Genomic DNA, 22,526 nt, shown 5'->3' with positions numbered 1-22,526 from the left:
GAATGTGTGCCACAAATTTTGGTAGATGCAGATGCTTGCCCAGTCAAAGCAGAAATAAAACAAGTGGCAGAAGAATTTCAATTAGAAGTTACTTTTGTCGCCTCGTTTAACCATTACTCTGTCAATACGGACGGAGAAAATTGGATTTTTGTTGACACAGGGAAAGAATCAGCGGACATGCGAATGATGAATTTAGCAAAAAAAGGCGATATTATCGTAACGCAAGATATTGGTCTAGCTAGTATTCTACTTGCAAAGGGCACATTTGTCTTTTCTAATCGCGGCGAACTTTACCGAGAAGAAGAAATGTCATTAATGTTAGATATTCGCTATAGACACGCCAAGGAAAGACAACAAGGCAAATATAGCAAAGGTCCAAAAGCAATGAGCGATCAAGATCGTTCTCTTTTCAAAGACCGATTGACGACATTTTTGCAAAATAAGTAAATAGGAGTTGACTGTCAAAATGGCGCGGATTCCTGAAGAAGTAATTGATCAAGTCCGGAATCAAGCGGATATAGTCGATATTATCGGTAATTATGTTCAGTTAAAAAAACAAGGACGTAATTATTCTGGCTTATGTCCTTTCCACGGTGAAAAAACACCATCCTTTTCTGTATCACCAGAAAAACAGATTTTTCATTGTTTTGGTTGTGGTAAGGGCGGAAATGTTTTTTCTTTTCTAATGGAGCATGACGGACTCACTTTTGTTGAATCGGTAAAAAAAGTGGCAGACATGAGTCATTTAGATGTGGCTATTGAGCTCCCTGAAGAACGGGATACAAGTAATTTGCCAAAAGAAACTTCTGAAACAGCAAAAATGGTGGAAATGCACCAGCTTACTGCCAAACTTTACCATTATATTTTAATGGAAACAGAAGAAGGCGCAGCAGCATTAACTTATTTGAAAGAGCGCGGTATGTCTGAACAGATGATGACCACTTTCCAAATTGGTTTTGCCCCTAATCACCATGCAACGATTACTTCTTTTCTAGAAAAACGTGGCATGGATTTACAATTAGCTGGTATGGCTGGACTTTTATCCGAACGAGATGATGGGCAAATGGTGGATCGTTTTCGTAATCGGATTATGTTTCCAATTACGAATGATCGTGGACAAATTATTGCCTTTTCTGGCCGATTATTTGATCGTGATGATGGTCCTAAGTATTTAAATAGCCCTGAAACGCCTGTTTTTAATAAGAGACGTACATTATTTCATTTTTCAGAAGCAAGACAGGCTATTAGGAAACAAGAAGAAATTACGCTCATGGAAGGATTTATGGATGTTATTTCTGCAGAAGAAGCTGGTGTTCAAAACGCAGTGGCTTCGATGGGGACAAGCTTAACGGAAGAACATGCTGATTTAATCAAACGGCTTACTAATCGAGCGATTATCTGCTATGACGGTGACCGTGCTGGAATTGAAGCAGCCTATAAAGCTGGCACACTTCTAGTTGAACGGAATCGTTTAGATGTTTTTGTTTTGCAACTTCCAGCAGGAAAAGATCCCGATGACTTTATTCGAGCAAGTGGTGCAGAAAAATTCAAAGAAATCTATAAACAGCAACGAATGACTTGGACTGCTTTCAAAATTCATTATTTGCGTAAAGAACGCAATTTGCAGAATGAGACAGATCAAATTGGTTATATTGATGATTGTTTACGCGAAATTGCGAAACTAGATCAAGCTGTCGAACGCGAATTATACTTAAAACAACTAGCAGATGAATTTGAATTAACGATAGAAACATTAAAACAACAGCTACAGCAATCACTAAAAAACAGTCAGAAATCACGACAAATGGCTAGTTATAATGAACCACCAATAGATGATTCTTTTATGGGAATGATGCCTCAAGAAGATACAGAAATGCCATTTTCTTTCGAGCAACCAACCCAAAAATTATCTGCCCATACAACCTCAGAGCAACAACTCATGAAAGCAATGATGGAGAGCCGAGATAATTTTCTTTTAATTAAGCAACTTCTTGGCGACACTACGTTTTACCATGATAATTACAAAGCGCTTTATACCTATCTAATTGGCTACTTTGCAGAAGGTAATGATGCGGACCCAACGAAATTTATGGATAGTGTTCCTGACGCTACAATGAAAGGACTTATCAGTAGCCTTGAAATGGTTATTAGTCCAGACGAACAAGGGAAACCCCAGTTTGAAGACTACATTAGAAGTCTAAAACGGTTTAAATTAGAACAAAAGAAAAAAGAACTTGAGCAGGAATTAGCGGCTTTTAGTCGTGAAAACGACAAAGAAAATGAAATTCGCGTCATGCTTGAAATTGTCCAACTCAACCGTCAGCTAAATAGCGGCCAATTGGATTAATAACGTTTTAAAACCGCTAAATGATGGTATTATTACCTAAGAGAAGCCTTTTAATAAGGTTAGCGGCATTTTGGAAGGAGGAATACAGGCAGTTATGAGTGATAAAACACAAAACACAAAACCAGTTGCTGAACTTAATGTTGAGCAAGTAAAAGAAGCCCTGATAGAAGAAGGTAAGAAAAAGGGGATTTTAACTTATGCGAAAATCGCTGCCAGATTAGCTCCATTCACTTTAGATTCCGATCAAATGGATGAGTATTTAGAACATGTTGGTGAAGCAGGGATTGAAGTTTCTGATGATGCAGATGACGAGGATCCAGATGAAACTGAACTTGTAAAAGAAGAAACCGAGTCCTTTGATTTAACAGATATGAGTGTCCCACCAGGCGTAAAAATTAATGACCCTGTTCGCATGTATCTAAAAGAAATTGGTCGAGTAGACTTACTTACAGCGGATGAAGAAATCGCCTTAGCAAAACGTATCGAAGCCGGCGACATTGAAGCCAAAGGACGTCTTGCAGAAGCCAATCTTCGTTTAGTAGTAAGTATTGCCAAACGTTATGTTGGTCGCGGTATGTTATTCCTTGATTTAATTCAAGAAGGTAACATGGGATTAATGAAAGCCGTTGAAAAATTCGATTTTAACAAAGGATTTAAATTCAGTACCTATGCAACATGGTGGATTCGTCAAGCGATAACCCGTGCGATTGCGGACCAAGCTAGAACAATCCGTATTCCAGTGCATATGGTTGAAACAATTAATAAATTAATCCGTGTGCAACGCTCCTTATTACAAGATTTAGGCCGCGATCCTTCACCAGAAGAAATTGGCGAAGAAATGGATTTACCAACAGAAAAAGTTCGCGAAATCCTAAAAATCGCGCAAGAGCCAGTTTCTCTTGAAACACCAATCGGCGAAGAAGACGATTCTCATCTAGGTGATTTCATTGAAGACCAAGATGCAACTTCACCGTCTGATCACGCAGCTTACGAATTATTAAAAGAACAACTGGAAGACGTGCTTGACACATTAACAGACCGAGAAGAAAACGTACTTCGCTTGCGTTTCGGTCTAGATGATGGTCGTACGCGTACTTTAGAAGAAGTTGGTCGTGTATTCGGGGTAACTCGTGAACGTATTCGTCAAATTGAAGCCAAAGCTTTACGTAAATTACGTCATCCAAGCCGCAGCAAACAATTGAAAGACTTCCTGGAATAAAGCACAACCGGGCAGGAGGACAAATCGTTCTCCTGTCTTTTTAATGATAAGGAAAGTAGGGAACCAAATGAACGAAGAGCAACTATCGAAGCGACTCGAAAAAGTGGCTTCTTACATAACAACAAATGAACGAATTGCAGACATCGGAAGTGATCATGCTTATTTACCATGTTTCGCCATTAAAAACGGCACTGCTTCGTTCGCGATTGCTGGTGAGGTAGTCGATGGCCCTTTCCAATCTGCACAAAAACAAGTTCGCTCATCCGGGTTAACAGAACAGATTGATGTAAGAAAAGGAAATGGTCTAGCAGTAATAGAAAAAGAAGATGCTATTGATACAATCGTTATCGCCGGAATGGGTGGCACATTAATTCGAACCATTTTAGAAGAAGGTGCTGCAAAATTAAACGGCGTAACCAAACTAATATTGCAACCTAATATCGCAGCATGGCAACTAAGAGAATGGTCCGAGCTAAACAACTGGTCTATTACATCGGAAGCAATTTTACGAGAAGATAATAAGATTTATGAAATTATCGTCTTAGAACCTTCTGAAAAACCAGTTACTTGGACGAAACAAGAAATCTTTTTTGGTCCGTGTTTATTGCAAGAACAAAATGCTATTTTTAAAAGCAAATGGCGACATGAAGCGAATACTTGGCAAAATATTATTCAAACCATTTCTAACAATCAACCTGTTTCAGTAGAAAATCAGGTGAAAATTCGTGAATTAGAACATAAAATCGCATTAGTAGAGGATGTGCTAAAATGAAAGTTGCAAATGGCTATGAGTACACCGCAATAATGGAAAAAATTGCACCAAAAAAACTCGCAATGGAAGGCGATCCTATTGGTTTGCAAGTAGGAGATTTATCAAGAAAAGTAAGAAAAATCATGTTTACCCTAGATGTATTAGAAGAAGTTGTGGATGAAGCTATTGAGAAAAAAGTGGATCTAATTATCGCGCATCATCCGTTCTTATATCGACCAACGCAACATATCGACACAACAACTAAACAAGGGAAAATGATTAAAAAATTAATTAAACATGATATTACTGTATTTGCTGCACATACAAACCTTGATATCGCTCAAGGAGGCGTGAACGATATTTTAGCAGATTTACTCCATTTGCAAGATACAACGATGATTGAGGAGACCTACTCCGAACCATATTGTAAAATCGCTGTGTATGTACCAGAAAATGAGTTAGAAAGCGTTCGTTTGGCACTTGTAAATAATGGTGCCGGACAAATTGGGACAGAATATACCGAGTGCACGTTCCATACGACAGGGATTGGTTCTTTCAAACCAGGTGCAAATGCCAACCCAACTATCGGTGAAAAAGAGACTTTGACTTCTATTCCTGAAGTTAAAATAGAAGCGATTTTCCCGCAGTATTTAACAGAAACTATCACTAAAGCAGTTAAAATTGCCCATCCATATGAAGAACCAGCGATTGATGTATATACGCTTGAAATGCAAACATATAAAGAGGGATTAGGACGTGTTGGTATGCTTCCTAAAAAACTCGGCATGGTTTCCTTTATTGATAAATTAAAAACAGCTTTCGCTATAGATAATGTTCGTTTTATTGGTGATTTGAAAACCACTGTTCAAAAAGTAGCTATCATTGGTGGCGATGGAAATAAATTTATTCACCAAGCAAAAGCCACTGGTGCAGATGTTTTTATTACTGGCGATGTTTATTATCATACAGGCCATGATCTATTAGCTATTAACCTTCCAACTATTGACGCAGGCCATAACATCGAAAAAGTGATGAAGGGTTACCTGAAAACCAAGATGGAAGAACAAGCAAAAATTTTGGATTATGAAGCAGAATTTATTGTTTCAGAGGTCAATACCGATCCCTTCCAATTTTGTTAATTAAAAACGACTAATCTCCATAAAAAGGAATTAGTCGTTTTTTCGTTATTTCGTTAAAAAATTAGGAAATTAGCATAATCGATTTGATTGTTTTGACAAAGTTGTCTTATCGCGCGCACGAATGACTTAATATGTGCTATAATGGCTACTAGGTATAGAACGGAGTGGAAATATTTTATGACGAAGAAATCAAGGTTTGACCAATTTGGCTTTCAACCTTTTATTGGACTTGCAATAGATAAATTAGGATTCTATGAGCCAACAGAAGTACAACAGAAGCTAATCCCAGGCATTTTAAAAGGTGAAAGTATCATTGGCCAATCTCAAACAGGTACAGGGAAAACCCATACTTTTATTTTGCCAATTATTAACAATGTGAATCCTGAAAAAGATGCAGTACAAGCGGTTATTACGGCACCAAGTCGTGAGCTTGCTACTCAAATTTATAATGAAATTCGCAAAGTAACCAAATACAGTGAAAAAGAAATCGCTGTACAACTTGTTATTGGTGGCACAGACAAACAACGTGCGATTGATAAACTGAAAAAGCAACCACAAATCATTGTCGGAACGCCTGGTCGTATCAATGACTTAATCCGTGAGCAAGCGTTATTTGTTCATACGGCGAAAACGCTCGTTATTGACGAAGCAGACATGACTCTGGATATGGGCTTCTTAAACGATGTCGACCATATCGCTGGAAAAATGCCGGCTAATTTACAAATGCTTGTTTTTTCTGCTACAATTCCGCAAAAATTAAAACCATTTTTAAGCAAATATATGGAAAATCCACGTTATGAGCACATTCAACCAAAAGTAGCTGCATCAAAAACAGTGGAACATCGCATTATGGCCACTCGTAGCCGTAATAAACTCGATTTACTTAAAAATGTTTTAGTTGGTTCACAGCCTTATTTAGCGATTGTTTTTACTAATACAAAAACAACAGCTGATGAAGTAGCAAACGGTTTAATCGAACGTGGGCTAAAAGTAGCGAAAATCCATGGTGATGTAAACCCTCGTGAACGTAAACGGACGATGAAACAAATCGAAAACTTAGATTATCAATATGTTGTTGCGACAGATTTAGCTGCTCGTGGTATTGATATTCAAGGAATTAGTCATGTCGTGAACTATGAGTTGCCCGATGACTTAGATTTCTACATTCACCGTACTGGTCGTACTGGTCGTGCCGGACATTCTGGTATTGCACTTACATTATTTGAACCAGCTGATGAAGACCGCTTAAACCAATTAGAAAAAATGGGAATCGAATTTAAGCACGTTGACTGGAAAAATAAAGAATTTGTTACACTTGAAGACCGCAACCGCCGTGCCAAACGTGAAGCGAAACGCGAAACAGCCGATCCACGTGAAATTGGTATGCGTAAAAAAGCAAAACAAAAAGGTAAACCAAACTATAAAAAGAAAATTAACTACAAAATGAACGAAATCAAACGTCGTGAAAGACGGAAAAAACGATAAGTGAGGAATAAATTTATGCTAAGATTAGGTTCTCATGTATCAATGAGTGGTAAGAAAATGCTTCTTGGCGCAAGTGAAGAGGCAGCTTCTTATGGCTCAAATACGTTTATGATTTATACTGGCGCTCCGCAAAACACGCGTAGAAAGCCAATTGAAGAATTAAATATTGAAGCCGGCTTAGAACACATGAAAGCACATGATATGGCTGACATCGTCGTTCACGCGCCGTATATCATCAATATTGGCAATTCAGTTAAGCCAGAAACCTTTGAACTAGGTGTTAATTTCTTGCAATCTGAAATTGAACGTACGCGTGCGCTTGGTGCCAAGCAAATCGTACTTCATCCTGGCGCTCATGTTGGCGAAGGGGCAGACAAAGGGATTAAACAAATTATCCAAGGTCTTAACGAAGCATTAATACATGATCAAGATGTACAAATCGCTTTAGAAACAATGGCAGGTAAGGGTTCTGAATGTGGTCGTACTTTTGAAGAAATTGCTCAAATCATAGACGGCGTAACGCACAATGAATTATTATCCGTTACTTTCGATACTTGTCACACACATGATGCTGGTTACGATATTGTGAATGATTTTGACGGGGTGTTAAATGAATTCGATAAAATCATCGGTGTCGATCGCTTAAAAGTATTACATATCAATGATAGCAAGAACGAGCGTGGAGCGCATAAAGACCGACATGCTAATATTGGTTTTGGTCATATTGGCTTTGACGCACTTCATTATATTGTACATCATCCGCAATTAGCTGACGTCCCGAAAATCCTTGAAACACCTTATGTTGGTGAAGATAAGGCATCAAAAAAAGCACCATATAAATGGGAAATCGCGATGTTAAGAAATGGCGAATTTGACCCAGATTTATTAAATAAAATCCAAAACAGTTAAAAAGGAGACGAAAATAATGACAAAAACACTTGTATTCGGTCATAAAAATCCAGATACAGATACGATTTGTTCTGCCATTAGTTACGCAGAATTAAAAAAAGCACAAGGAGCAGATATTGAAGCGGTTCGTTTAGGAGAGCTTAATAGTGAAACAGCTTTTGTTCTTGATTATTTCCAAGTAACAGCTCCTCGCCTAGTTCAAACAGTTGCGAATGAAGTTTCTGAAGTAGCACTTGTTGATCATAATGAACGCCAACAAAGCGTAGATGATATTGACGATGTGACAGTTACAGCTGTAGTTGACCATCACCGTATCGCAAACTTCGAAACATCTGATCCACTTTATTACCGTGCTGAACCAGTTGGATGCACTACTACAATCCTTCTAAAAATGTTCCGCGAAAATGAAGTAGAAGTAAGTAAAACAGTTGCAGGTCTAATGCTTTCCGCAATTATTTCAGACACACTTCTTTTCCAATCGCCAACGTGCACGGAAGAAGACAAAGTAGCTGCTCAAAAATTAGCACAGATTGCAGACGTTGAAATTCAATCATACGGCATGGAAATGCTAAAAGCAGGAGCAGATGTTAGCAAAAAAACAGTAGCTGAACTCCTACTAGATGCGAAAGAATTCAACATGAACGATAACAAAGTAGAAATCGCTCAAATCAATGTAGTGGATGTAAACGATGTACTTAGCCGTCGCGCAGAAGTGGAAGCACTTATGACACAAAACATTGTGGATAAAGGACTTGATTTATATCTATTCGTCATCACTAATATCCTAACTAATGACTCTGTTGGAATCGCTATTGGTTCAAAAACAGCAGTCGTAGAAGAAGCATATGGTGTTAAATTTGTCGAAAACCAAGCACCATTAAAAGGCGTTGTATCTCGTAAAAAACAAGTTGTTCCAATCTTAACGGATACATTTGCTAAATAATTATACGAACCTGGAAAAGCTCCAAGCTTTCCAGGTTTTTTTGTCTAATTTTTTAATTCGAAGTAATTACGATTTACATTTTCACTATTATTTTATATACTAGTAAAAGCGGCTAGCAAATGCTGTCAAAGGAGAAACATGAATGAACAAAATCATAGAAGTAAATAATGTAAGCTATCATTATGACAAAGAACATGCCTTAGAAAACATTCATTTTCAAGTTGCAAAAGGCAGTTTTACTGGTTTAATTGGCCCAAATGGTTCAGGTAAATCAACTATGTTAAAACTAATTCTTGGTGTACTCAAAAAACAACAAGGAAGCATCTCCTTATTTGGAGAAAAACAAGCAGATTTCAAAGACTGGGTCAAAATCGGCTTCGTTTCTCAAAAATCGAACGCCTTTAACTCCGCATTCCCAGCCACTGTGAAAGAAGTTGTCGCAAGCGGATTAACAAAGAAAAAAGGCTTATTTAAAACATTAAACAATAAAGATAAAGAAGACATAGATTACGCTTTGAAGCGAGTAGAAATGACAGATTATCTGCATCGCAACATCGGGGAGCTCTCTGGTGGACAACAGCAACGCGTTTTTATTGCACGTGCCTTGGTTAGCAGACCCGAACTGTTAATTTTAGATGAGCCAACCGTTGGAGTGGATGTCGAAAATGTCAAAGCTTTTTATGAACTTTTGGCCGAATTAAACCGGACAGAAGAAATGACACTTTTACTCGTGACACATGATTTGATGGCAGTGAATACGTATGTCAATCATGTTATTAGCATTAATAAGCGCATTATTTTCGACGGATCCGCACATGAATATCAACATTATTTGGCTGACCGTGAACTTGAAATATTAGCAGAACAGCGTAGAAGGGAGGATGCTTGTCTTGATTGCGACGCTTCTCCAGTATGATTTTATTCGTAATACATTTATTGTAGGACTTGTGATCGGTATTGTCGCTCCATTACTTGGAAGTTTTATCGTTGTTAGAAAACTTTCTTTAATGGCAGATGCACTGAGTCATGTGACGCTTGGTGGGATTGCAGTTAGTTTGTTTTTAAGTAAAACTTATTTGCCATTAGCTGCTCTTAATCCGCTATATCTAGGCTTTGGTTTTTCTGTTGTAGGATCTTTATTAATGGAAAAACTTCGCACCGTTTATAAGCATTTTGAGGAACTAGCAATTCCGATTATTATGTCGGCTGGTATGGGTTTCTCCGTAATTTTTATTTCCTTAGCAAATGGCTTTAATACAGATTTGTTTAGTTATTTATTTGGTAGTGTTAGTGCTGTTAGCCGCACGGATATGATTACGATTGTCGTTACCGCGATTATTGTATTTATCGTTATTTTATCTTTATATAAAGAACTATTTCTGTTATCATTTGATGAAGAATATGCGAAAGTTTCAGGTCTAAAAGCCAAAGTATTCGATGTTATTTTTATGGTATTAGTCGCTCTTGTAATAGCGTCTTCTATGCGAATCGTTGGTATTTTACTTGTGTCGTCTTTAATGACATTGCCTGTTGCAGCAGCTATTCGTATTGCTAAAGGGTTTAAACAAACCATTTTATTATCGATTTTATTTGGTGAAATTGCCGTTATCGGTGGTCTGTTTACCGCTTATTACTTGAATTTAGCGCCGGGTGGAGCCATCGTTATTATATCCGTGCTACTTTTAATCGTCACCATTTTATATCAAAAAATACGTCAAAAAATCTTAATTTCAAAACGAGGTGAGGAAAATGGGACTTACAGCAACTGAAGCACTCACGAAAATGAAGGAAAAAGGCTATAAACACACAGATAAACGTGAATTTCTAATTAACTTACTAGCTCGGAAAAATAAATATTTGACGGCAAAAGATGTCTTAGAAAATATGAAAGATGATTTCCCAGGAATAAGTTTTGATACGATTTACCGTAATCTCTCTTTATTTGTAGAATTAGGTATTTTTGAAGAAACAGATCTTTCTGGGGAACGAAACTTTCGCTTAGCTTGTACACACGAGCATCACCATCATCATTTTATTTGCATGAAATGTGGGAAAACAAAAGAAATAATGATGTGCCCAATGGATTTTTTAACCGAAGCTTTACCCGGTTACCAAATTGATGGTCATAAATTCGAGGTTTACGGTGAATGTCCAGAATGTTTACAAGCATCCTAATAGCAAAAAAGGTCCGAAATTCGGGCCTTTTTTTATTTTATGCCTAATGTTCATAGTTATTTCATATTTGTTTCTTATTCTGGACACTTTTTATCGTTAAAGTAAGAAGTAGCCGAAAGACGAAGGAGAGGAACAGTTTGACAAATTTAAAAAAAGTGATGATTTCTGTGATAGCAGCCACATTACTATTACTCGCTGGTTGCGGAAGTAGTGCTGTTGTAAAAACAGATGCAGGAAGCGTCACGCAAGACGAACTTTACGAAGCAATGAAAACGACTTATGGAAATGAGGTCGTACAACAGCTAACGTTTAAAAAAATCTTAGAAGATAAATACACTGTAACAGAAAAAGAAGTAAATGCAGAATACAAGAAATATGAAGAACAATACGGTGACTCATTTGAATCAACGTTATCCTCTAATAATCTGACAAAAACTTCTTTCAAAGAAAACTTAGAGTATAATTTACTTGTTCAAAAAGCAACAGAAGCAAACATGAATTTAAGTGAAAGCAAGCTAAAAACCTACTATAAAACTTGGGAACCAGATATTACCGTGCGCCATATTTTAGTAGACGATGAAGCTACAGCGAAAGAAATTCAAACGAAATTAAAAAACGGTGAAAAATTCACTGATTTAGCTAAAGAATATTCTACAGATACAGCAACTAGTACAAATGGCGGGCTTTTAGATCCATTTGGCCCCGGTGAAATGGACGAAACTTTTGAAAAAGCAGCCTATGCATTAGAAAATAAAGATGATGTAAGTGGCATTGTGAAATCTACCTACGGATATCACTTGATCCAATTAGTGAAGAAAACAGAAAAAGGCACTTACGCTAAAGAAAAAGCAAACGTAAAAGCCGCATATATTGAATCTCAATTAACCACAGAAAATATGACAGCTGCACTCAAAAAAGAGTTGAAAGCTGCTAATATTGATATTAAAGATAGTGATTTAAAAGATGCATTTGCAGATTACACAAGTATATCTTCAACAAGTTCCACAACAACAACATCTAACTAATATTACTTCGGATCCACCTATACGAAAAGCCCTTTACTGGTTTTGATTCCCGTCAAAAACACACTCCAGTAAAGGGCTTTTCTATGCAAATAAACGAATCATTGCCATGGAAATAATTCCAATAATAACAATCCACATTAAATTTTTAGTCAAAATAGCTGTTAAAATGGTAGGAAGTGATGCGAGTAAATTCTCTATATTAATTCCTGGAAAACCATTTTCCCTTGTAATTAATAAACTTTGAACGAACAGCGCAGTGAGGATACAAAGGGGGACATACGATAAATAACGAATCACCACATCAGGAAGCTGTAATTTACGAACAAAAATAAACGGCAAAACACGCGGTATAAACGTCACAAGACCACAACCAACAATGACAAATAAAGTGTAGGAACTTAACGCCATCTCTCTAAAATCACTCCCATCAAACATCCGAGTAAGGTTGCAGTTAAAATAGCTAGTTCTGGTGTCATCACACGCATAAAGAGAATTAAAAATATGGCAACTAGTATCATGACGAACAAACTCGTACTTATTTTTTTACTTTTATCACTCACTACTTGTAAATATAGCAAACCGATAAACATTGCAGACAACGCAAAGTCTAAACCAAATTGTTCTGGATTTGGGAGCCAGTTACCAATAAATGCCCCAACGATACAGGCGACAATCCATGCCAAGTAGGCAGTCACATTTATTCCGTGCATCCATTTGGCACTAACTGGCTTTTTATTACCAATCTGATTCATCGAAACCCCAAATGTTTCATCCGTCAGAAGGGCACCAATCCCAATATTATTCCACAAAGAATACTTCTTAAAATGAGGAGCTTCCGCCATACTCATCAAAAAATGCCTTGAATTAATTAAAAAAGTAGTAAAAATAATGGCTGAAATCGGACTTTGTAATAATAACAATCCAGAAATAATAAATTGTGCCGCGCCTGCATAAACAATAATCGCCAGTAGCGTCACTTCTAAAAGGCTTAAATGGGATGCTTTTCCAACAACTCCCGCAGCAATACCAATTCCCGCATAACCAAGCACGGTAGGAAGGCAAGCTTTAACACCATCATAAAAACTGAGCTCCTGTTCTTTTTCCATCAATACTCCCCCTTGAAACAACAACCTAGATATAATTATGCCAGGTTCTAAAAATCTATTTTCTTCGACTTCAGGTGTCTTAGTAATAGTCCTGCTTTGAATCGTTCCTTCTTTATTCCCATCAATAATTAAATTTCCTACTTAAACTGGGCGAGTATGTATGCGAGATATTCTTTCCTTCAAAGAAATCGCTCCTTTAAATCTAGCATCGATTTTTTTATCATATCATTTTTATGAAACAAAATCACGTAAACGGCGCCATAAAAAAAGCCACTTACGTATGCAAGTGGCTAAAGTTTATTTTTCTAAAATCGTCGGTTCGCTTGGAGGAATGGCGCGAATTGCAAGGAAAACAAAAATCATGCTCACGACCATATTAATTTCCATTCCAAACGGAACAATAATTTGTAGAGCTTCCATAATCATGGTGAAAACTGCTGCTAGAGTTATACTGTAAGAAGCAATCATCCAATTTTGTCGGAAGGCGATACCGGTTCTGCCAAATCCAGAAAGAATAAATCCGAAAAGCGCATAAAGTGCCACTCGGAAGAACACCGAACCTAGCGTAAAGATAAAGAGTACCAGTAAAGCAATCGGAATAAAGTACTTCGCTAATGATTCAATCGAATTATATAAATGAACTAAATCTGCTTTATCGCTAATTCCAGCTGTATCATAACTAACAGATTGTGAAACGCCAGCTGCAGTAATATAAATACTATCTGAAAGAAAAGCTACGGCACTATCATAAGAAGCGATTTTATTATCTACGTCATCTTTATCTAGTGTTCCGGAAGCGTCAAAATAAATATGTAGTTCATTTTGATCAATTGAGATAGGTATATTTTTTACATTATCATCCGTTAACACTAATTTGCCGTCCGTCACTTTAAAATCTGGAATTTCGTTGGTGATAGTTTCTTCGCCAACTTTGAGTGCATTTTTCGTCGTAATGTTCGTAAAGTATGCTAATGGAAGGAATGTTACAAAGGATAAAACAATAATGTACACGATGCTTTTTCTGATTTTATCATTTCGAAACGATGCTATATCCGCAGGGGAGTATAAACTCTTCCAGAAGCGTTTAAAAATATTCATTCTTTTTTCAACACCTCGCCTAATGGTTTAACTTTTGAGTTTCAGGGAAAAAGATACATGTATGTGCAAAAGAACGTACTTTTTCCACCTAAACTTAATCATAGCTTGAAATGGTTGCAAAATCAATGTTGAAACATCACTGAGCAGAAAAATTGCAAGCATTTCAGGAGCATGGTAGGCTAAATGGTGTAAGAAGAAACTGTTTTTAAGGCTTAGCGTAGTTCTATCGAAATAGGACATGAAACTTTTGCCTTATATGTCATTTCTTTTCACGTAAAAACAATACAAGGAGGAATTTTTAATGACTTACGAATTACCTAAATTACCTTATACTTATGATGCTTTGGAGCCGAATTTTGATAAAGAAACTATGGAAATTCACTATACAAAGCACCACAATACTTATGTAACAAAACTAAACGAAGCGGTTGCTGGTCATCCTGAACTTGCAAGCAAATCTGCGGAGGAATTAGTAGCTAACTTAGATAGCGTTCCTGAAGATATTCGCGGGGCTGTTCGTAACCACGGTGGCGGTCATGCTAACCATACATTATTCTGGTCTATTCTTAGCCCAAATGGTGGCGGCGCTCCAACTGGCGACTTAAAATCTGCTATCGAAAGCGAATTTGGTACTTTTGATGAATTTAAAGAAAAATTCAATGCAGCAGCTGCAGCACGTTTTGGTTCTGGCTGGGCTTGGCTAGTAGTTAACAACGGCAAATTAGAAATCGTTTCTACAGCTAACCAAGATTCTCCACTAAGCGATGGCAAAACACCGGTTCTTGGCTTAGATGTTTGGGAACATGCTTACTACCTTAAATTCCAAAACCGTCGTCCTGAATATATCGACACATTTTGGAATGTTATTAACTGGGATGAAGCTAATAAACGCTTTGACGCAGCTAAATAATAATTACAAGACTCACTTCGGTGGGTCTTTTTTAATTTCTAATGAATTTCTAATGAACTTACAGTGGAAAAATGATGTTATTTCAGCTACAATAGGGAAAGGTATTATTGAAAAGTGAGGTAACTATGCGTGAAACTAAATTTTAGAAAAAAGAAAAAAGATTCCACTAAGAAGAAACGCGCCATCATTCCACTACGTTTAAATATTCTATTCTTTATTATTTTTATATTATTCTCTGTATTAATTTTACGACTTGGTATCGTCCAAATCGTGCAGGGGGATACGTACAAACGTCAATTAGAAGAAACAGATAACGTAACAGTGTCCAAAAATGTGCCACGTGGTAGCATTTATGACCGGAATTACAATTTATTAGTTGGTAATTCAGCTGTTAAATCCATTACGTATACACGTAGCCAACAAACAGAAACAGCAGAAACACTTCACGTAGCTCAAACACTCCAAAAACTAATCACCGTTGAACCTGAAAAGTTAACGGACCGTGATTTAAAAGATTACTGGATTTTAACGCATCAAACCGAATCGTTAAATCGCTTATCCGCGAAAGAACAAGCGCTTGATTCATCCAAAGCATACAAAATCCAAGTAGACAAAGTGACAAAAGAAGATATCTCTAGCTTAACGAGCGAAGACCTAAAAGTAGCAACGATTTATAAAAAAATGACAACTGGTTATGCAATGACCGAATCTGTTGTAAAAAATAAAAATGTAACCGATGAAGAGATTGCTCGTGTTAGTGAAAACATGGACAGTTTACCTGGCGTAGATACGACAACCGACTGGAATCGTTACTACACGTACGATGAAACATTGCGCTCCATTTTAGGTTCTGTTTCTACGGCAAAAGAAGGTTTGCCAAAAGATAAGGCAGAGTACTACTTATCTCAGGGATATAGCCGAAATGACCGTGTTGGTAAAAGTTATTTAGAAGCTCAATATGAAAGTGTGCTCGCTGGTTCAAAATCTCAGTCTGAAAGTGTACTTGATTCAAAAGGAAACATTATCGAGACTGTCAGCAAGTACGAAGGCTCCAAAGGGAAAGATTTAGTTCTTTCTGTTGATGTCGAGTTCCAAAAAGCAGTAGAAGAAATTCTCCAAAAAAACATCAAACAAGGGAAACAATATGCTGGTTCAGACTTATTTGACCGCGCCTTTGTTGTTGCAATGGACCCGTATTCCGGAGAAGTTCTTGCGCTAGCTGGTCAAAAACTTAATGACAAAGGGGAATTTGAAGATTATTCCCTCGGTACATTTACAACTGCCTATGCAATGGGCTCCGCTGTCAAAGGCTCTACTATCCTTGGTGGTATTATGGACGGTGCCATTACAAACAAAACTGTTTTCACCGACCAACCAATTGCGCTTAAAGGAACTAAACCAAAGAGTTCTTGGTTCAACAGAACTGGGGCTGGTAATAGACCACTTGATCCAGTAGGTGCTTTAGAAATTTCTTCTAACTCTTATATGTATCAAGTCGCAATGAAAATGGGTGGCGCCAATTATGTACCAAATGGCCCACTTAGAGCACCGCTTAGCACCTTTGATGACATGCGTTATTACTATAACCAATTCGGCCTAGGTGTAAAAACAGGTATTGACCTTCCAGGCGAACAAACTGGATACAAAGGGGACGACCAAACAATCGGTAAAATTCTCGATTTTGCCATCGGACAATATGACTCATACACACCACTACAAATGGCTCAATATGTTTCTACGATTGCCAACGGTGGTTCAAGAATTGCACCAAGTATGGTAAAAGAAATTAGAAATCCAAGTACTAATGGGGACTCTGTTGGAACACTTGCAACAGCAAACGAACCAAAAGTATTAAATAAAATTGGTGTTTCCGAAAGTGATATAAAAACAGTCCAACAAGGATTCTATGAAGTAACTCATGGTTCCACTGGTACTGCCAGAACTGTTTTCACATCAAGTGATTACGACGTTGCTGGTAAAACAGGAACAGCGGATGCATTCTATGATGGTCCAAAAGAAGGTAACAAAATGGCCAGCGTTTGGAATACAACATTCGTCGGTTATGCACCAGTTGAAAAACCAGAAATAGCTATTTCCGTAGTTGTTCCGTGGATTTATCGCCCATATGGTACTGACCAAAAAACAAATATGAAAATCTCTAAAGAAGTATTTGATAAATACTTTGAACTAAAAAAAGAACGTGCTGAATCGAATAAAGATGAGTCCAAAGTAGAACAACCAATTAATAACAAAGAAGCTGCTGCGAAAGCGCAGTCGGAGCAAACCGAAAATTAATCAAAAACCACTTTCATTTATGTGAAAGTGGTTTTTTTATTTCAAACTAACAAACAATTTAAAAAAATAGTTGCTAATGCGTATAAAAACCTGCGAAATGGCTTTGATTATGGTATGATAAAGTAAGTGTAAAATTAACCAGATTTCTGTTTTCAGGCAGAAATACGAGGATTAAATTGAAGGAGGAATTGTAAACTATGACAAAAAGCTATCATGTCGCAGTTGTAGGTGCCACTGGTGCAGTTGGTACCCAAATGATTGAATTACTAGAAGAGGCGGCGACTTTTAAGATAAAGCAAGTTTCATTCTTGTCTTCTATTCGTTCTGCTGGGAAAAAACTATCCTTCCGAGGGGAAGAAGTAATCATTCAAGAAGCAACACCTGAAAGTTTTGAAGGCGTTGATATTGCTTTATTTAGTGCCGGTGGTTCTGTTTCCAAAGCGCTTGCGAAAGAAGCGGTTAAGCGCGGCGCCATTGTAATTGACAACACAAGCGCTTACCGGATGGATCCAACTGTCCCATTAGTCGTTCCAGAAGTGAATGAAAAAGCACTTTTCTCACATAATGGTATTATTGCTAATCCTAACTGTTCCACTATTCAAATGGTAGCAGCCCTCGAACCGATTCGAGAAGCATTTGGCTTAAATCGCATTATCGTTTCTACTTATCAAGCTGTTTCTGGCTCTGGTGTAAGTGCCATTCAAGAATTAAAAGATGGTAGTAGAGCTGTTTTAGATGGTAAAGAATTCACTCCGCAAATCATGCCCGTTAAAGGGGACAAAAAACATTATCCAATCGCTTTTAATGCTTTACCGCAAATTGACGTTTTCACAGAGAATGATTATACATATGAAGAAATGAAAATGATCAATGAAACGAAAAAAATCATGGAAGATAATGCTATAAAAGTTTCCGCTACGTGCGTTCGTATTCCAGTAGTTAGCGGCCACTCCGAAAGTGTTTATATTGAAGTAGATAAGGAAGGTGTAACTGCTAAAGAAATTCAAAATGCTTTAAAAAATGCACCTGGTGTTGTACTTGAAGATGATCCAGCCAATCAAGTATACCCGCAAGCAGTTCAAGCTGCTGGTAAAAAAGAAGTATTTGTTGGTCGTATTCGCGCTGACATAGACGATTCTAAAGGCTTCCACATGTGGATTGTTTCCGACAACCTACTAAAAGGTGCCGCATGGAATTCGATTCAAATAGCTGAAAGTTTAGTCAAACTAGCGATTATTTAGAGGTGTAAGTAATGAAAATTATAGTTCAAAAATTTGGCGGAACATCCGTACAAAATGAAAAATCCCGTCTGATGGCTTTCAACCACATCAAGCAAGTACTAAAAGAAGGTTATAAAGTTGTTGTTGTCGTTTCGGCAATTGGTAGATATGGGGATCCTTATGCAACGGATACTTTATTAGAACTTATTGGCGCTAAAAATACCAAGTTAACAGCAAGAGAACAAGATACACTACTATCTGTTGGCGAGACAATTTCTGCATCGGTATTTACCAATATGTTGAAAGAAGCAGGTATTAAAGCAGAAGCATTTTCCGGCGGACAAGCGGGCATCGTTACATCAGATGACCATTTAAATGCTAAAATAACAGAAGTCGACACGACTCGTTTGAAAAATGCATTAGCTGAACTTGATGTCGCAGTGGTTGCTGGCTTTCAAGGTATTACTGCAAATGGGGATATTACGACACTCGGACGTGGCGGAAGTGATACATCTGCCGCAGCACTTGGGGTTTCGTTGCAAGCTGACTACATTGATATTTTTACAGACGTAGATGGTATGATGACAGCAGATCCTCGTATAGTGGAACATGCGCGTTCACTTCCACGAGTAAGCTATAACGAAGTAAGTAATATGGCTTACCAAGGAGCAAAAGTTATCCATCCACGTGCAGTCGAAATTGCGATGACAGCAAAAATCCCTATGCGGATTCGTTCTACTTATTTGGAAAGCACCGGAACACTCGTTACTTCATTAGCCGATGATTCAGGTCATTTTGATGTGAAAGAACGAATGGTAACCGGCGTAGCTCATGTAACCAATTTAACACAAATATCCGTACAAACAGATACGGTAAAAGCACAACAACTAGCTTTTAAAATATTAGCAGATGCAGGAATCAGCCTTGATTTCATTAACATCTCTACCAACTCTGTCATTTTTACGGTGCCAGAAGAAAAATCTCATGTAGTGAAACAACTATTAGAAGACGAGGCCTTAGAAACATCTGTACGACAAGCTTGTGCGAAAGTTTCTATTGTTGGTGCCGGAATCACAGGCGTTCCCGGTGTTACTGCAAAAATCGTTGGCGCATTATCTGAAAAAAACATTCCCATTTTACAGTCGGCGGATAGTCATACTACTATTTGGGTATTAGTAAGAGAAGAGGACTTAATTTCAGCAGTCAATGCCCTTCATGACGTATTTTGTTTGGAAATTAAGTAAGGAGGAAATGAAAGATGGATTTAGGGAAAGTAATTACAGCAATGGTGACACCAATTCACCCAGAAAAAGATAAAGTATGCAAAAAAAGAATTCATCATCTCGTGAACCACTTAATCGAAAATGGCTCAGACGGTTTAGTAATCGCCGGAACAACAGGTGAATCACCAACTTTGTCGCATGATGAAAAAATAAAATTATTCCGCCAAGTAATCGAAACAAATGACGGACGTGCAAAATTAATTGCTGGGACTGGCTCCAATAACACAGCAGAAACAATCGCGTTTACAAAAGAAGTTGCCGAGCTTGGTGGTATTGATGCCGTTTTAATCGTTGCACCATATTACAACAAACCAAACCAAGATGGCTTGTATGCACATTTTGCTGCGGTTGCGGAAGCTTCTGATTTACCGGTAGTTATTTACAATATTCCTGGTCGTAGTGTGGTTAATATCGAACCAGAAACCATTATTCGCTTAGCAGCATTACCTAATATTGTTGGCGTGAAAGAATCTAGTGGTAATTTGGATAATATTAGTAAAATCATCGCTGAAACTTCAGACGATTTCCAAGTGTACAGTGGCGATGATAGCTTAACTTTACCAATCCTTGCAGTAGGCGGAAACGGCGTTATTTCTGTTGCTAGCCATGTTGTAGGAAATGAAATGCAAGAAATGATTCAAGCATTTGAGCGTGGAGAAGTGCAAAAAGCAGCTCAAATCCACCGAGAATTATTGCCACTCATGAACGGCTTATTCTCTGTACCAAACCCAGCACCAACAAAATATTTACTCAATCAACAAGGCATTAGTGTTGGACCTGTAAGACTACCACTTGTAGATTTGAATGCTGAACAAGGAACGAAATTACAAGCTATATTAGAAGGACTTTCTAAATAGTTCAAAGGAGGTCTACGCTTTGACAATAAAAAAAGCGAAAAACATAAAAATCATTCCACTCGGCGGCGTCGATGAAAGTGGCAAAAATTTATATGTAGTAGAAATAGACGAAGATATCTTTATATTAGATGCGGGCTTAATGTTCCCAGAAAATGAATTACTAGGAATCGACATTGTAATCCCTGATTTCAAATATTTAGAAGAAAATAAAGATCGTGTAAAAGCTATTTTCCTAACGCATGGTCACGAAGATGCTATTGGTGCATTGCCATACTTACTTCAAAAAATCAAAGCGCCTGTTTACGGGACAGAATTAACGATTGCCCTAGCAAAATCAGCGCTTAAAGAGCATCGCAAACTACGCTTCAAGAATTTCCATGTCGTTAACGAAGAAACAACTTTATCCTTTTCAAAAATTGATGTTTCCTTTTTCCGTACAACGCACACTATTCCTGATTCTGTTGGGATTGTTCTTGAAACAAGCGAAGGATCTATTGTTTATACAGGGGATTTCAAATTCGATCAATCAGCGAAGGACGGCTATGCTTCTGATTTAAGCCACATTGCAGAATTTGGCGAAAAAGGGGTACTAGCTTTACTTTCAGATAGTTCAGAGGCTGAGCACCCTGGAACAACTTCTAGCGATAGTTTAATTGAAGAAGAAATTAGACATGCTTTCCGAATGGCAGACGGCAGAATTATCGTCGCTTGTGTAGCTTCTAATTTAATTCGCTTACAACAAGTACTCGATGCATCCGTTGCAACCAAACGTAAAGTCGCTATTGTTGGTAAAGAATTAGAGCGCGTTTTCGAAATTGCTGGCAGTTTAGGTAAAATCGTCATTGAAGAAGACTTAATTGTTCCGTTAAAAGAACTTAAAAAATATAGCGATGACGAAATTACTATTATTGAAACAGGTAATCTAGGAGAACCAATTCAATCATTACAATTAATGACTAAAGGAAATCATCCACAATTCAACATCAAACCTGGTGATACTGTTTACATTACGACGACGCCATCACCATCTCTTGAAACAATGATGGCTAAAACAATGGATATGCTCTATAAAGCAGGCGCGAAAGTGCTCACTATGAGTAACAATCTATTCATCTCTGGCCATGCAAGCCAAGAAGATTTAAAATTAATGATTAACTTATTAAAACCAAGATATTTTGTTCCAGTTCACGGAGAATATCGTATGTTAATTAGCCACGCTAAATTGGCTCATGAAGTTGGTATGGCGAAATCAGAAGTATTTATCGTTGGTAAAGGTGAAATTTTAGAATATAAAAATGATAAAATGACAGCCGGTAATCGCGTTTATTCTGGTAATACTTTAATTGATGGATTAGGTGTTGGGGACGTTGGAAACATCGTACTACGCGACCGTAAATTGCTTTCAGAAGACGGCATTTTCATCGTAGTAGTAACACTAAATCGCAAATCAAAAACCATTACTTCAGGTCCTGAAATTATTTCACGCGGCTTTATCTACGTGCGCGAATCAGAACATTTAATTGAAGAGTCTTCCAAAGTTGTCACAAAAATTGTCGAAAAAAATCTTCAAGAAACAGGCTTTGAATGGGCGAAATTAAAACAAGATATTCGCGATCAATTAAATCGCTACTTATTTGAACAAACAAAACGACGTCCAATGATTTTACCAATTATTATGGAAGTATAGAATGAACTGCTACACATTCGTGTGTGGCAGTTTTTTTCGTTTGAAAGTGAAATTAGACGGGAAAACAAGCAAGGAAG

At 37.5% G+C, this 22,526-nt stretch carries 21 protein-coding genes; 18 read left to right on the top strand and 3 right to left on the bottom strand.

From position 1 onward, the window contains the following. Nucleotides 1-6 precede the first annotated feature (6 nt). The 12 genes from AB2Q86_RS07740 (at nucleotide 7) to AB2Q86_RS07685 (ending at nucleotide 11,993) form a co-directional block, all read left to right on the top strand. Nucleotides 7-447: a YaiI/YqxD family protein gene (locus AB2Q86_RS07740; RefSeq protein ID WP_012581311.1), complete on the top strand. Its 441-nt coding sequence runs from the start codon at nucleotides 7-9 to the stop codon at nucleotides 445-447. A gap of 19 nt (nucleotides 448-466) precedes the next feature. Continuing rightward, nucleotides 467-2,347 (top strand): DNA primase, encoded by a 1,881-nt coding sequence (dnaG, locus tag AB2Q86_RS07735; RefSeq protein WP_012581312.1) that lies wholly within the window; start codon nucleotides 467-469, stop codon nucleotides 2,345-2,347. A 94-nt stretch (nucleotides 2,348-2,441) separates the two neighbouring features. Continuing rightward, nucleotides 2,442-3,566, top strand: a complete 1,125-nt coding sequence (rpoD, locus tag AB2Q86_RS07730; protein WP_003730430.1) for an RNA polymerase sigma factor RpoD — start codon at nucleotides 2,442-2,444, stop codon at nucleotides 3,564-3,566. Nucleotides 3,567-3,633: 67 nt separating this feature from the next. After that, nucleotides 3,634-4,338 carry a tRNA (adenine(22)-N(1))-methyltransferase TrmK gene (locus AB2Q86_RS07725; RefSeq protein ID WP_012581313.1) on the top strand — a complete coding sequence of 235 codons (705 nt, stop codon included), beginning with the start codon at nucleotides 3,634-3,636 and terminating at the stop codon, nucleotides 4,336-4,338. Beyond that, entirely contained in the window at nucleotides 4,335-5,456 is a 1,122-nt protein-coding gene (locus AB2Q86_RS07720) for a Nif3-like dinuclear metal center hexameric protein (RefSeq protein ID WP_003736622.1), read from the top strand. The genes AB2Q86_RS07725 and AB2Q86_RS07720 overlap by 4 nt, the downstream gene beginning before the upstream one ends. A 177-nt stretch (nucleotides 5,457-5,633) precedes the next feature. Next, on the top strand, nucleotides 5,634-6,941 hold the full coding sequence (gene cshB / locus AB2Q86_RS07715) for a DEAD-box ATP-dependent RNA helicase CshB (RefSeq protein WP_003721956.1): 1,308 nt from the start codon (nucleotides 5,634-5,636) through the stop codon (nucleotides 6,939-6,941). Nucleotides 6,942-6,956: 15 nt separating this feature from the next. After that, the gene (locus tag AB2Q86_RS07710; RefSeq protein ID WP_003725391.1) at nucleotides 6,957-7,850 is read left to right on the top strand and encodes a deoxyribonuclease IV; all 894 of its coding nucleotides are present in this window, start codon (nucleotides 6,957-6,959) and stop codon (nucleotides 7,848-7,850) included. Nucleotides 7,851-7,866: 16 nt separating this feature from the next. Then, a complete protein-coding gene (locus AB2Q86_RS07705) occupies nucleotides 7,867-8,793 on the top strand; it encodes a manganese-dependent inorganic pyrophosphatase (protein ID WP_012581315.1) in 927 nt (308 codons plus the stop codon). A gap of 142 nt (nucleotides 8,794-8,935) precedes the next feature. Beyond that, on the top strand, nucleotides 8,936-9,709 hold the full coding sequence (zurA, locus tag AB2Q86_RS07700) for a zinc ABC transporter ATP-binding protein ZurA (protein ID WP_003725389.1): 774 nt from the start codon (nucleotides 8,936-8,938) through the stop codon (nucleotides 9,707-9,709). Continuing rightward, the gene (zurM, locus tag AB2Q86_RS07695) at nucleotides 9,684-10,562 is read left to right on the top strand and encodes a zinc ABC transporter permease ZurM (protein WP_012581316.1); all 879 of its coding nucleotides are present in this window, start codon (nucleotides 9,684-9,686) and stop codon (nucleotides 10,560-10,562) included. The genes zurA and zurM overlap by 26 nt, the downstream gene beginning before the upstream one ends. Continuing rightward, nucleotides 10,543-10,968 carry a transcriptional regulator ZurR gene (gene zurR, locus AB2Q86_RS07690; RefSeq protein WP_012581317.1) on the top strand — a complete coding sequence of 142 codons (426 nt, stop codon included), beginning with the start codon at nucleotides 10,543-10,545 and terminating at the stop codon, nucleotides 10,966-10,968. Before zurM ends, zurR begins: the two co-directional genes overlap by 20 nt. Before the next feature lie 137 nt (nucleotides 10,969-11,105). Next, nucleotides 11,106-11,993 carry a peptidylprolyl isomerase gene (locus AB2Q86_RS07685; RefSeq protein WP_012581318.1) on the top strand — a complete coding sequence of 296 codons (888 nt, stop codon included), beginning with the start codon at nucleotides 11,106-11,108 and terminating at the stop codon, nucleotides 11,991-11,993. A gap of 81 nt (nucleotides 11,994-12,074) precedes the next feature. Here the strand turns inward: AB2Q86_RS07685 and AB2Q86_RS07680 are convergent, their stop codons facing one another. The 3 genes from AB2Q86_RS07680 to AB2Q86_RS07670 form a co-directional block, all read right to left on the bottom strand. After that, a complete protein-coding gene (locus AB2Q86_RS07680) occupies nucleotides 12,075-12,401 on the bottom strand; it encodes an AzlD domain-containing protein (protein ID WP_003725386.1) in 327 nt (108 codons plus the stop codon). After that, nucleotides 12,392-13,099 (bottom strand): AzlC family ABC transporter permease, encoded by a 708-nt coding sequence (locus tag AB2Q86_RS07675; RefSeq protein WP_003730356.1) that lies wholly within the window; start codon nucleotides 13,097-13,099, stop codon nucleotides 12,392-12,394. The genes AB2Q86_RS07680 and AB2Q86_RS07675 overlap by 10 nt, the downstream gene beginning before the upstream one ends. A gap of 297 nt (nucleotides 13,100-13,396) precedes the next feature. Then, nucleotides 13,397-14,197 carry a DUF1189 domain-containing protein gene (locus tag AB2Q86_RS07670; protein ID WP_012581319.1) on the bottom strand — a complete coding sequence of 267 codons (801 nt, stop codon included), beginning with the start codon at nucleotides 14,195-14,197 and terminating at the stop codon, nucleotides 13,397-13,399. 301 nt (nucleotides 14,198-14,498) lie between these two features. On the opposite strand from AB2Q86_RS07670, the gene AB2Q86_RS07665 reads away from it, so the two are divergent. The 6 genes from AB2Q86_RS07665 to AB2Q86_RS07640 all read left to right on the top strand — a co-directional run bounded on the left by AB2Q86_RS07665 (nucleotide 14,499) and on the right by AB2Q86_RS07640 (nucleotide 22,449). After that, the gene (locus AB2Q86_RS07665) at nucleotides 14,499-15,107 is read left to right on the top strand and encodes a superoxide dismutase (protein WP_012581320.1); all 609 of its coding nucleotides are present in this window, start codon (nucleotides 14,499-14,501) and stop codon (nucleotides 15,105-15,107) included. 129 nt (nucleotides 15,108-15,236) lie between these two features. Continuing rightward, nucleotides 15,237-17,402, top strand: a complete 2,166-nt coding sequence (locus AB2Q86_RS07660; RefSeq protein ID WP_012581321.1) for a penicillin-binding protein 2 — start codon at nucleotides 15,237-15,239, stop codon at nucleotides 17,400-17,402. A gap of 197 nt (nucleotides 17,403-17,599) precedes the next feature. After that, nucleotides 17,600-18,643 carry an aspartate-semialdehyde dehydrogenase gene (locus AB2Q86_RS07655; protein ID WP_003736611.1) on the top strand — a complete coding sequence of 348 codons (1,044 nt, stop codon included), beginning with the start codon at nucleotides 17,600-17,602 and terminating at the stop codon, nucleotides 18,641-18,643. A gap of 11 nt (nucleotides 18,644-18,654) precedes the next feature. Continuing rightward, complete coding sequence (dapG, locus tag AB2Q86_RS07650) at nucleotides 18,655-19,866, top strand: aspartate kinase (RefSeq protein ID WP_012581322.1); 1,212 nt, start codon at nucleotides 18,655-18,657, stop codon at nucleotides 19,864-19,866. Nucleotides 19,867-19,880: 14 nt separating this feature from the next. Next, nucleotides 19,881-20,762, top strand: a complete 882-nt coding sequence (gene dapA, locus AB2Q86_RS07645) for a 4-hydroxy-tetrahydrodipicolinate synthase (RefSeq protein ID WP_003730351.1) — start codon at nucleotides 19,881-19,883, stop codon at nucleotides 20,760-20,762. Between the two features lie 19 nt (nucleotides 20,763-20,781). Continuing rightward, the gene (locus AB2Q86_RS07640; protein WP_003738935.1) at nucleotides 20,782-22,449 is read left to right on the top strand and encodes a ribonuclease J; all 1,668 of its coding nucleotides are present in this window, start codon (nucleotides 20,782-20,784) and stop codon (nucleotides 22,447-22,449) included. The last annotated feature ends 77 nt before the right edge of the window (nucleotides 22,450-22,526 follow it).

The sequence above is a fragment of the Listeria monocytogenes genome (assembly GCF_041765605.1).
Classification (GTDB): domain Bacteria; phylum Bacillota; class Bacilli; order Lactobacillales; family Listeriaceae; genus Listeria; species Listeria monocytogenes_D.
This window is presented reverse-complemented; position numbering and strand designations above follow the sequence as displayed.

Excerpts from the sequence above, each read along its gene's own strand:
- dnaG (WP_012581312.1), top strand. The coding sequence starts at position 467 with ATGGCGCGGATTCCTGAAGAAGTAATTGATCAAGTCCGGAATCAAGCG.
- rpoD (WP_003730430.1), top strand. The coding sequence starts at position 2,442 with ATGAGTGATAAAACACAAAACACAAAACCAGTTGCTGAACTTAATGTT.
- AB2Q86_RS07725 (WP_012581313.1), top strand. The coding sequence starts at position 3,634 with ATGAACGAAGAGCAACTATCGAAGCGACTCGAAAAAGTGGCTTCTTAC.
- AB2Q86_RS07720 (WP_003736622.1), top strand. The coding sequence starts at position 4,335 with ATGAAAGTTGCAAATGGCTATGAGTACACCGCAATAATGGAAAAAATT.
- cshB (WP_003721956.1), top strand. The coding sequence starts at position 5,634 with ATGACGAAGAAATCAAGGTTTGACCAATTTGGCTTTCAACCTTTTATT.
- AB2Q86_RS07710 (WP_003725391.1), top strand. The coding sequence starts at position 6,957 with ATGCTAAGATTAGGTTCTCATGTATCAATGAGTGGTAAGAAAATGCTT.
- AB2Q86_RS07705 (WP_012581315.1), top strand. The coding sequence starts at position 7,867 with ATGACAAAAACACTTGTATTCGGTCATAAAAATCCAGATACAGATACG.
- zurA (WP_003725389.1), top strand. The coding sequence starts at position 8,936 with ATGAACAAAATCATAGAAGTAAATAATGTAAGCTATCATTATGACAAA.
- zurR (WP_012581317.1), top strand. The coding sequence starts at position 10,543 with ATGGGACTTACAGCAACTGAAGCACTCACGAAAATGAAGGAAAAAGGC.
- AB2Q86_RS07680 (WP_003725386.1), bottom strand. The coding sequence starts at position 12,401 with ATGGCGTTAAGTTCCTACACTTTATTTGTCATTGTTGGTTGTGGTCTT.
- AB2Q86_RS07675 (WP_003730356.1), bottom strand. The coding sequence starts at position 13,099 with ATGGAAAAAGAACAGGAGCTCAGTTTTTATGATGGTGTTAAAGCTTGC.
- AB2Q86_RS07670 (WP_012581319.1), bottom strand. The coding sequence starts at position 14,197 with ATGAATATTTTTAAACGCTTCTGGAAGAGTTTATACTCCCCTGCGGAT.
- AB2Q86_RS07665 (WP_012581320.1), top strand. The coding sequence starts at position 14,499 with ATGACTTACGAATTACCTAAATTACCTTATACTTATGATGCTTTGGAG.
- AB2Q86_RS07655 (WP_003736611.1), top strand. The coding sequence starts at position 17,600 with ATGACAAAAAGCTATCATGTCGCAGTTGTAGGTGCCACTGGTGCAGTT.
- dapG (WP_012581322.1), top strand. The coding sequence starts at position 18,655 with ATGAAAATTATAGTTCAAAAATTTGGCGGAACATCCGTACAAAATGAA.
- dapA (WP_003730351.1), top strand. The coding sequence starts at position 19,881 with ATGGATTTAGGGAAAGTAATTACAGCAATGGTGACACCAATTCACCCA.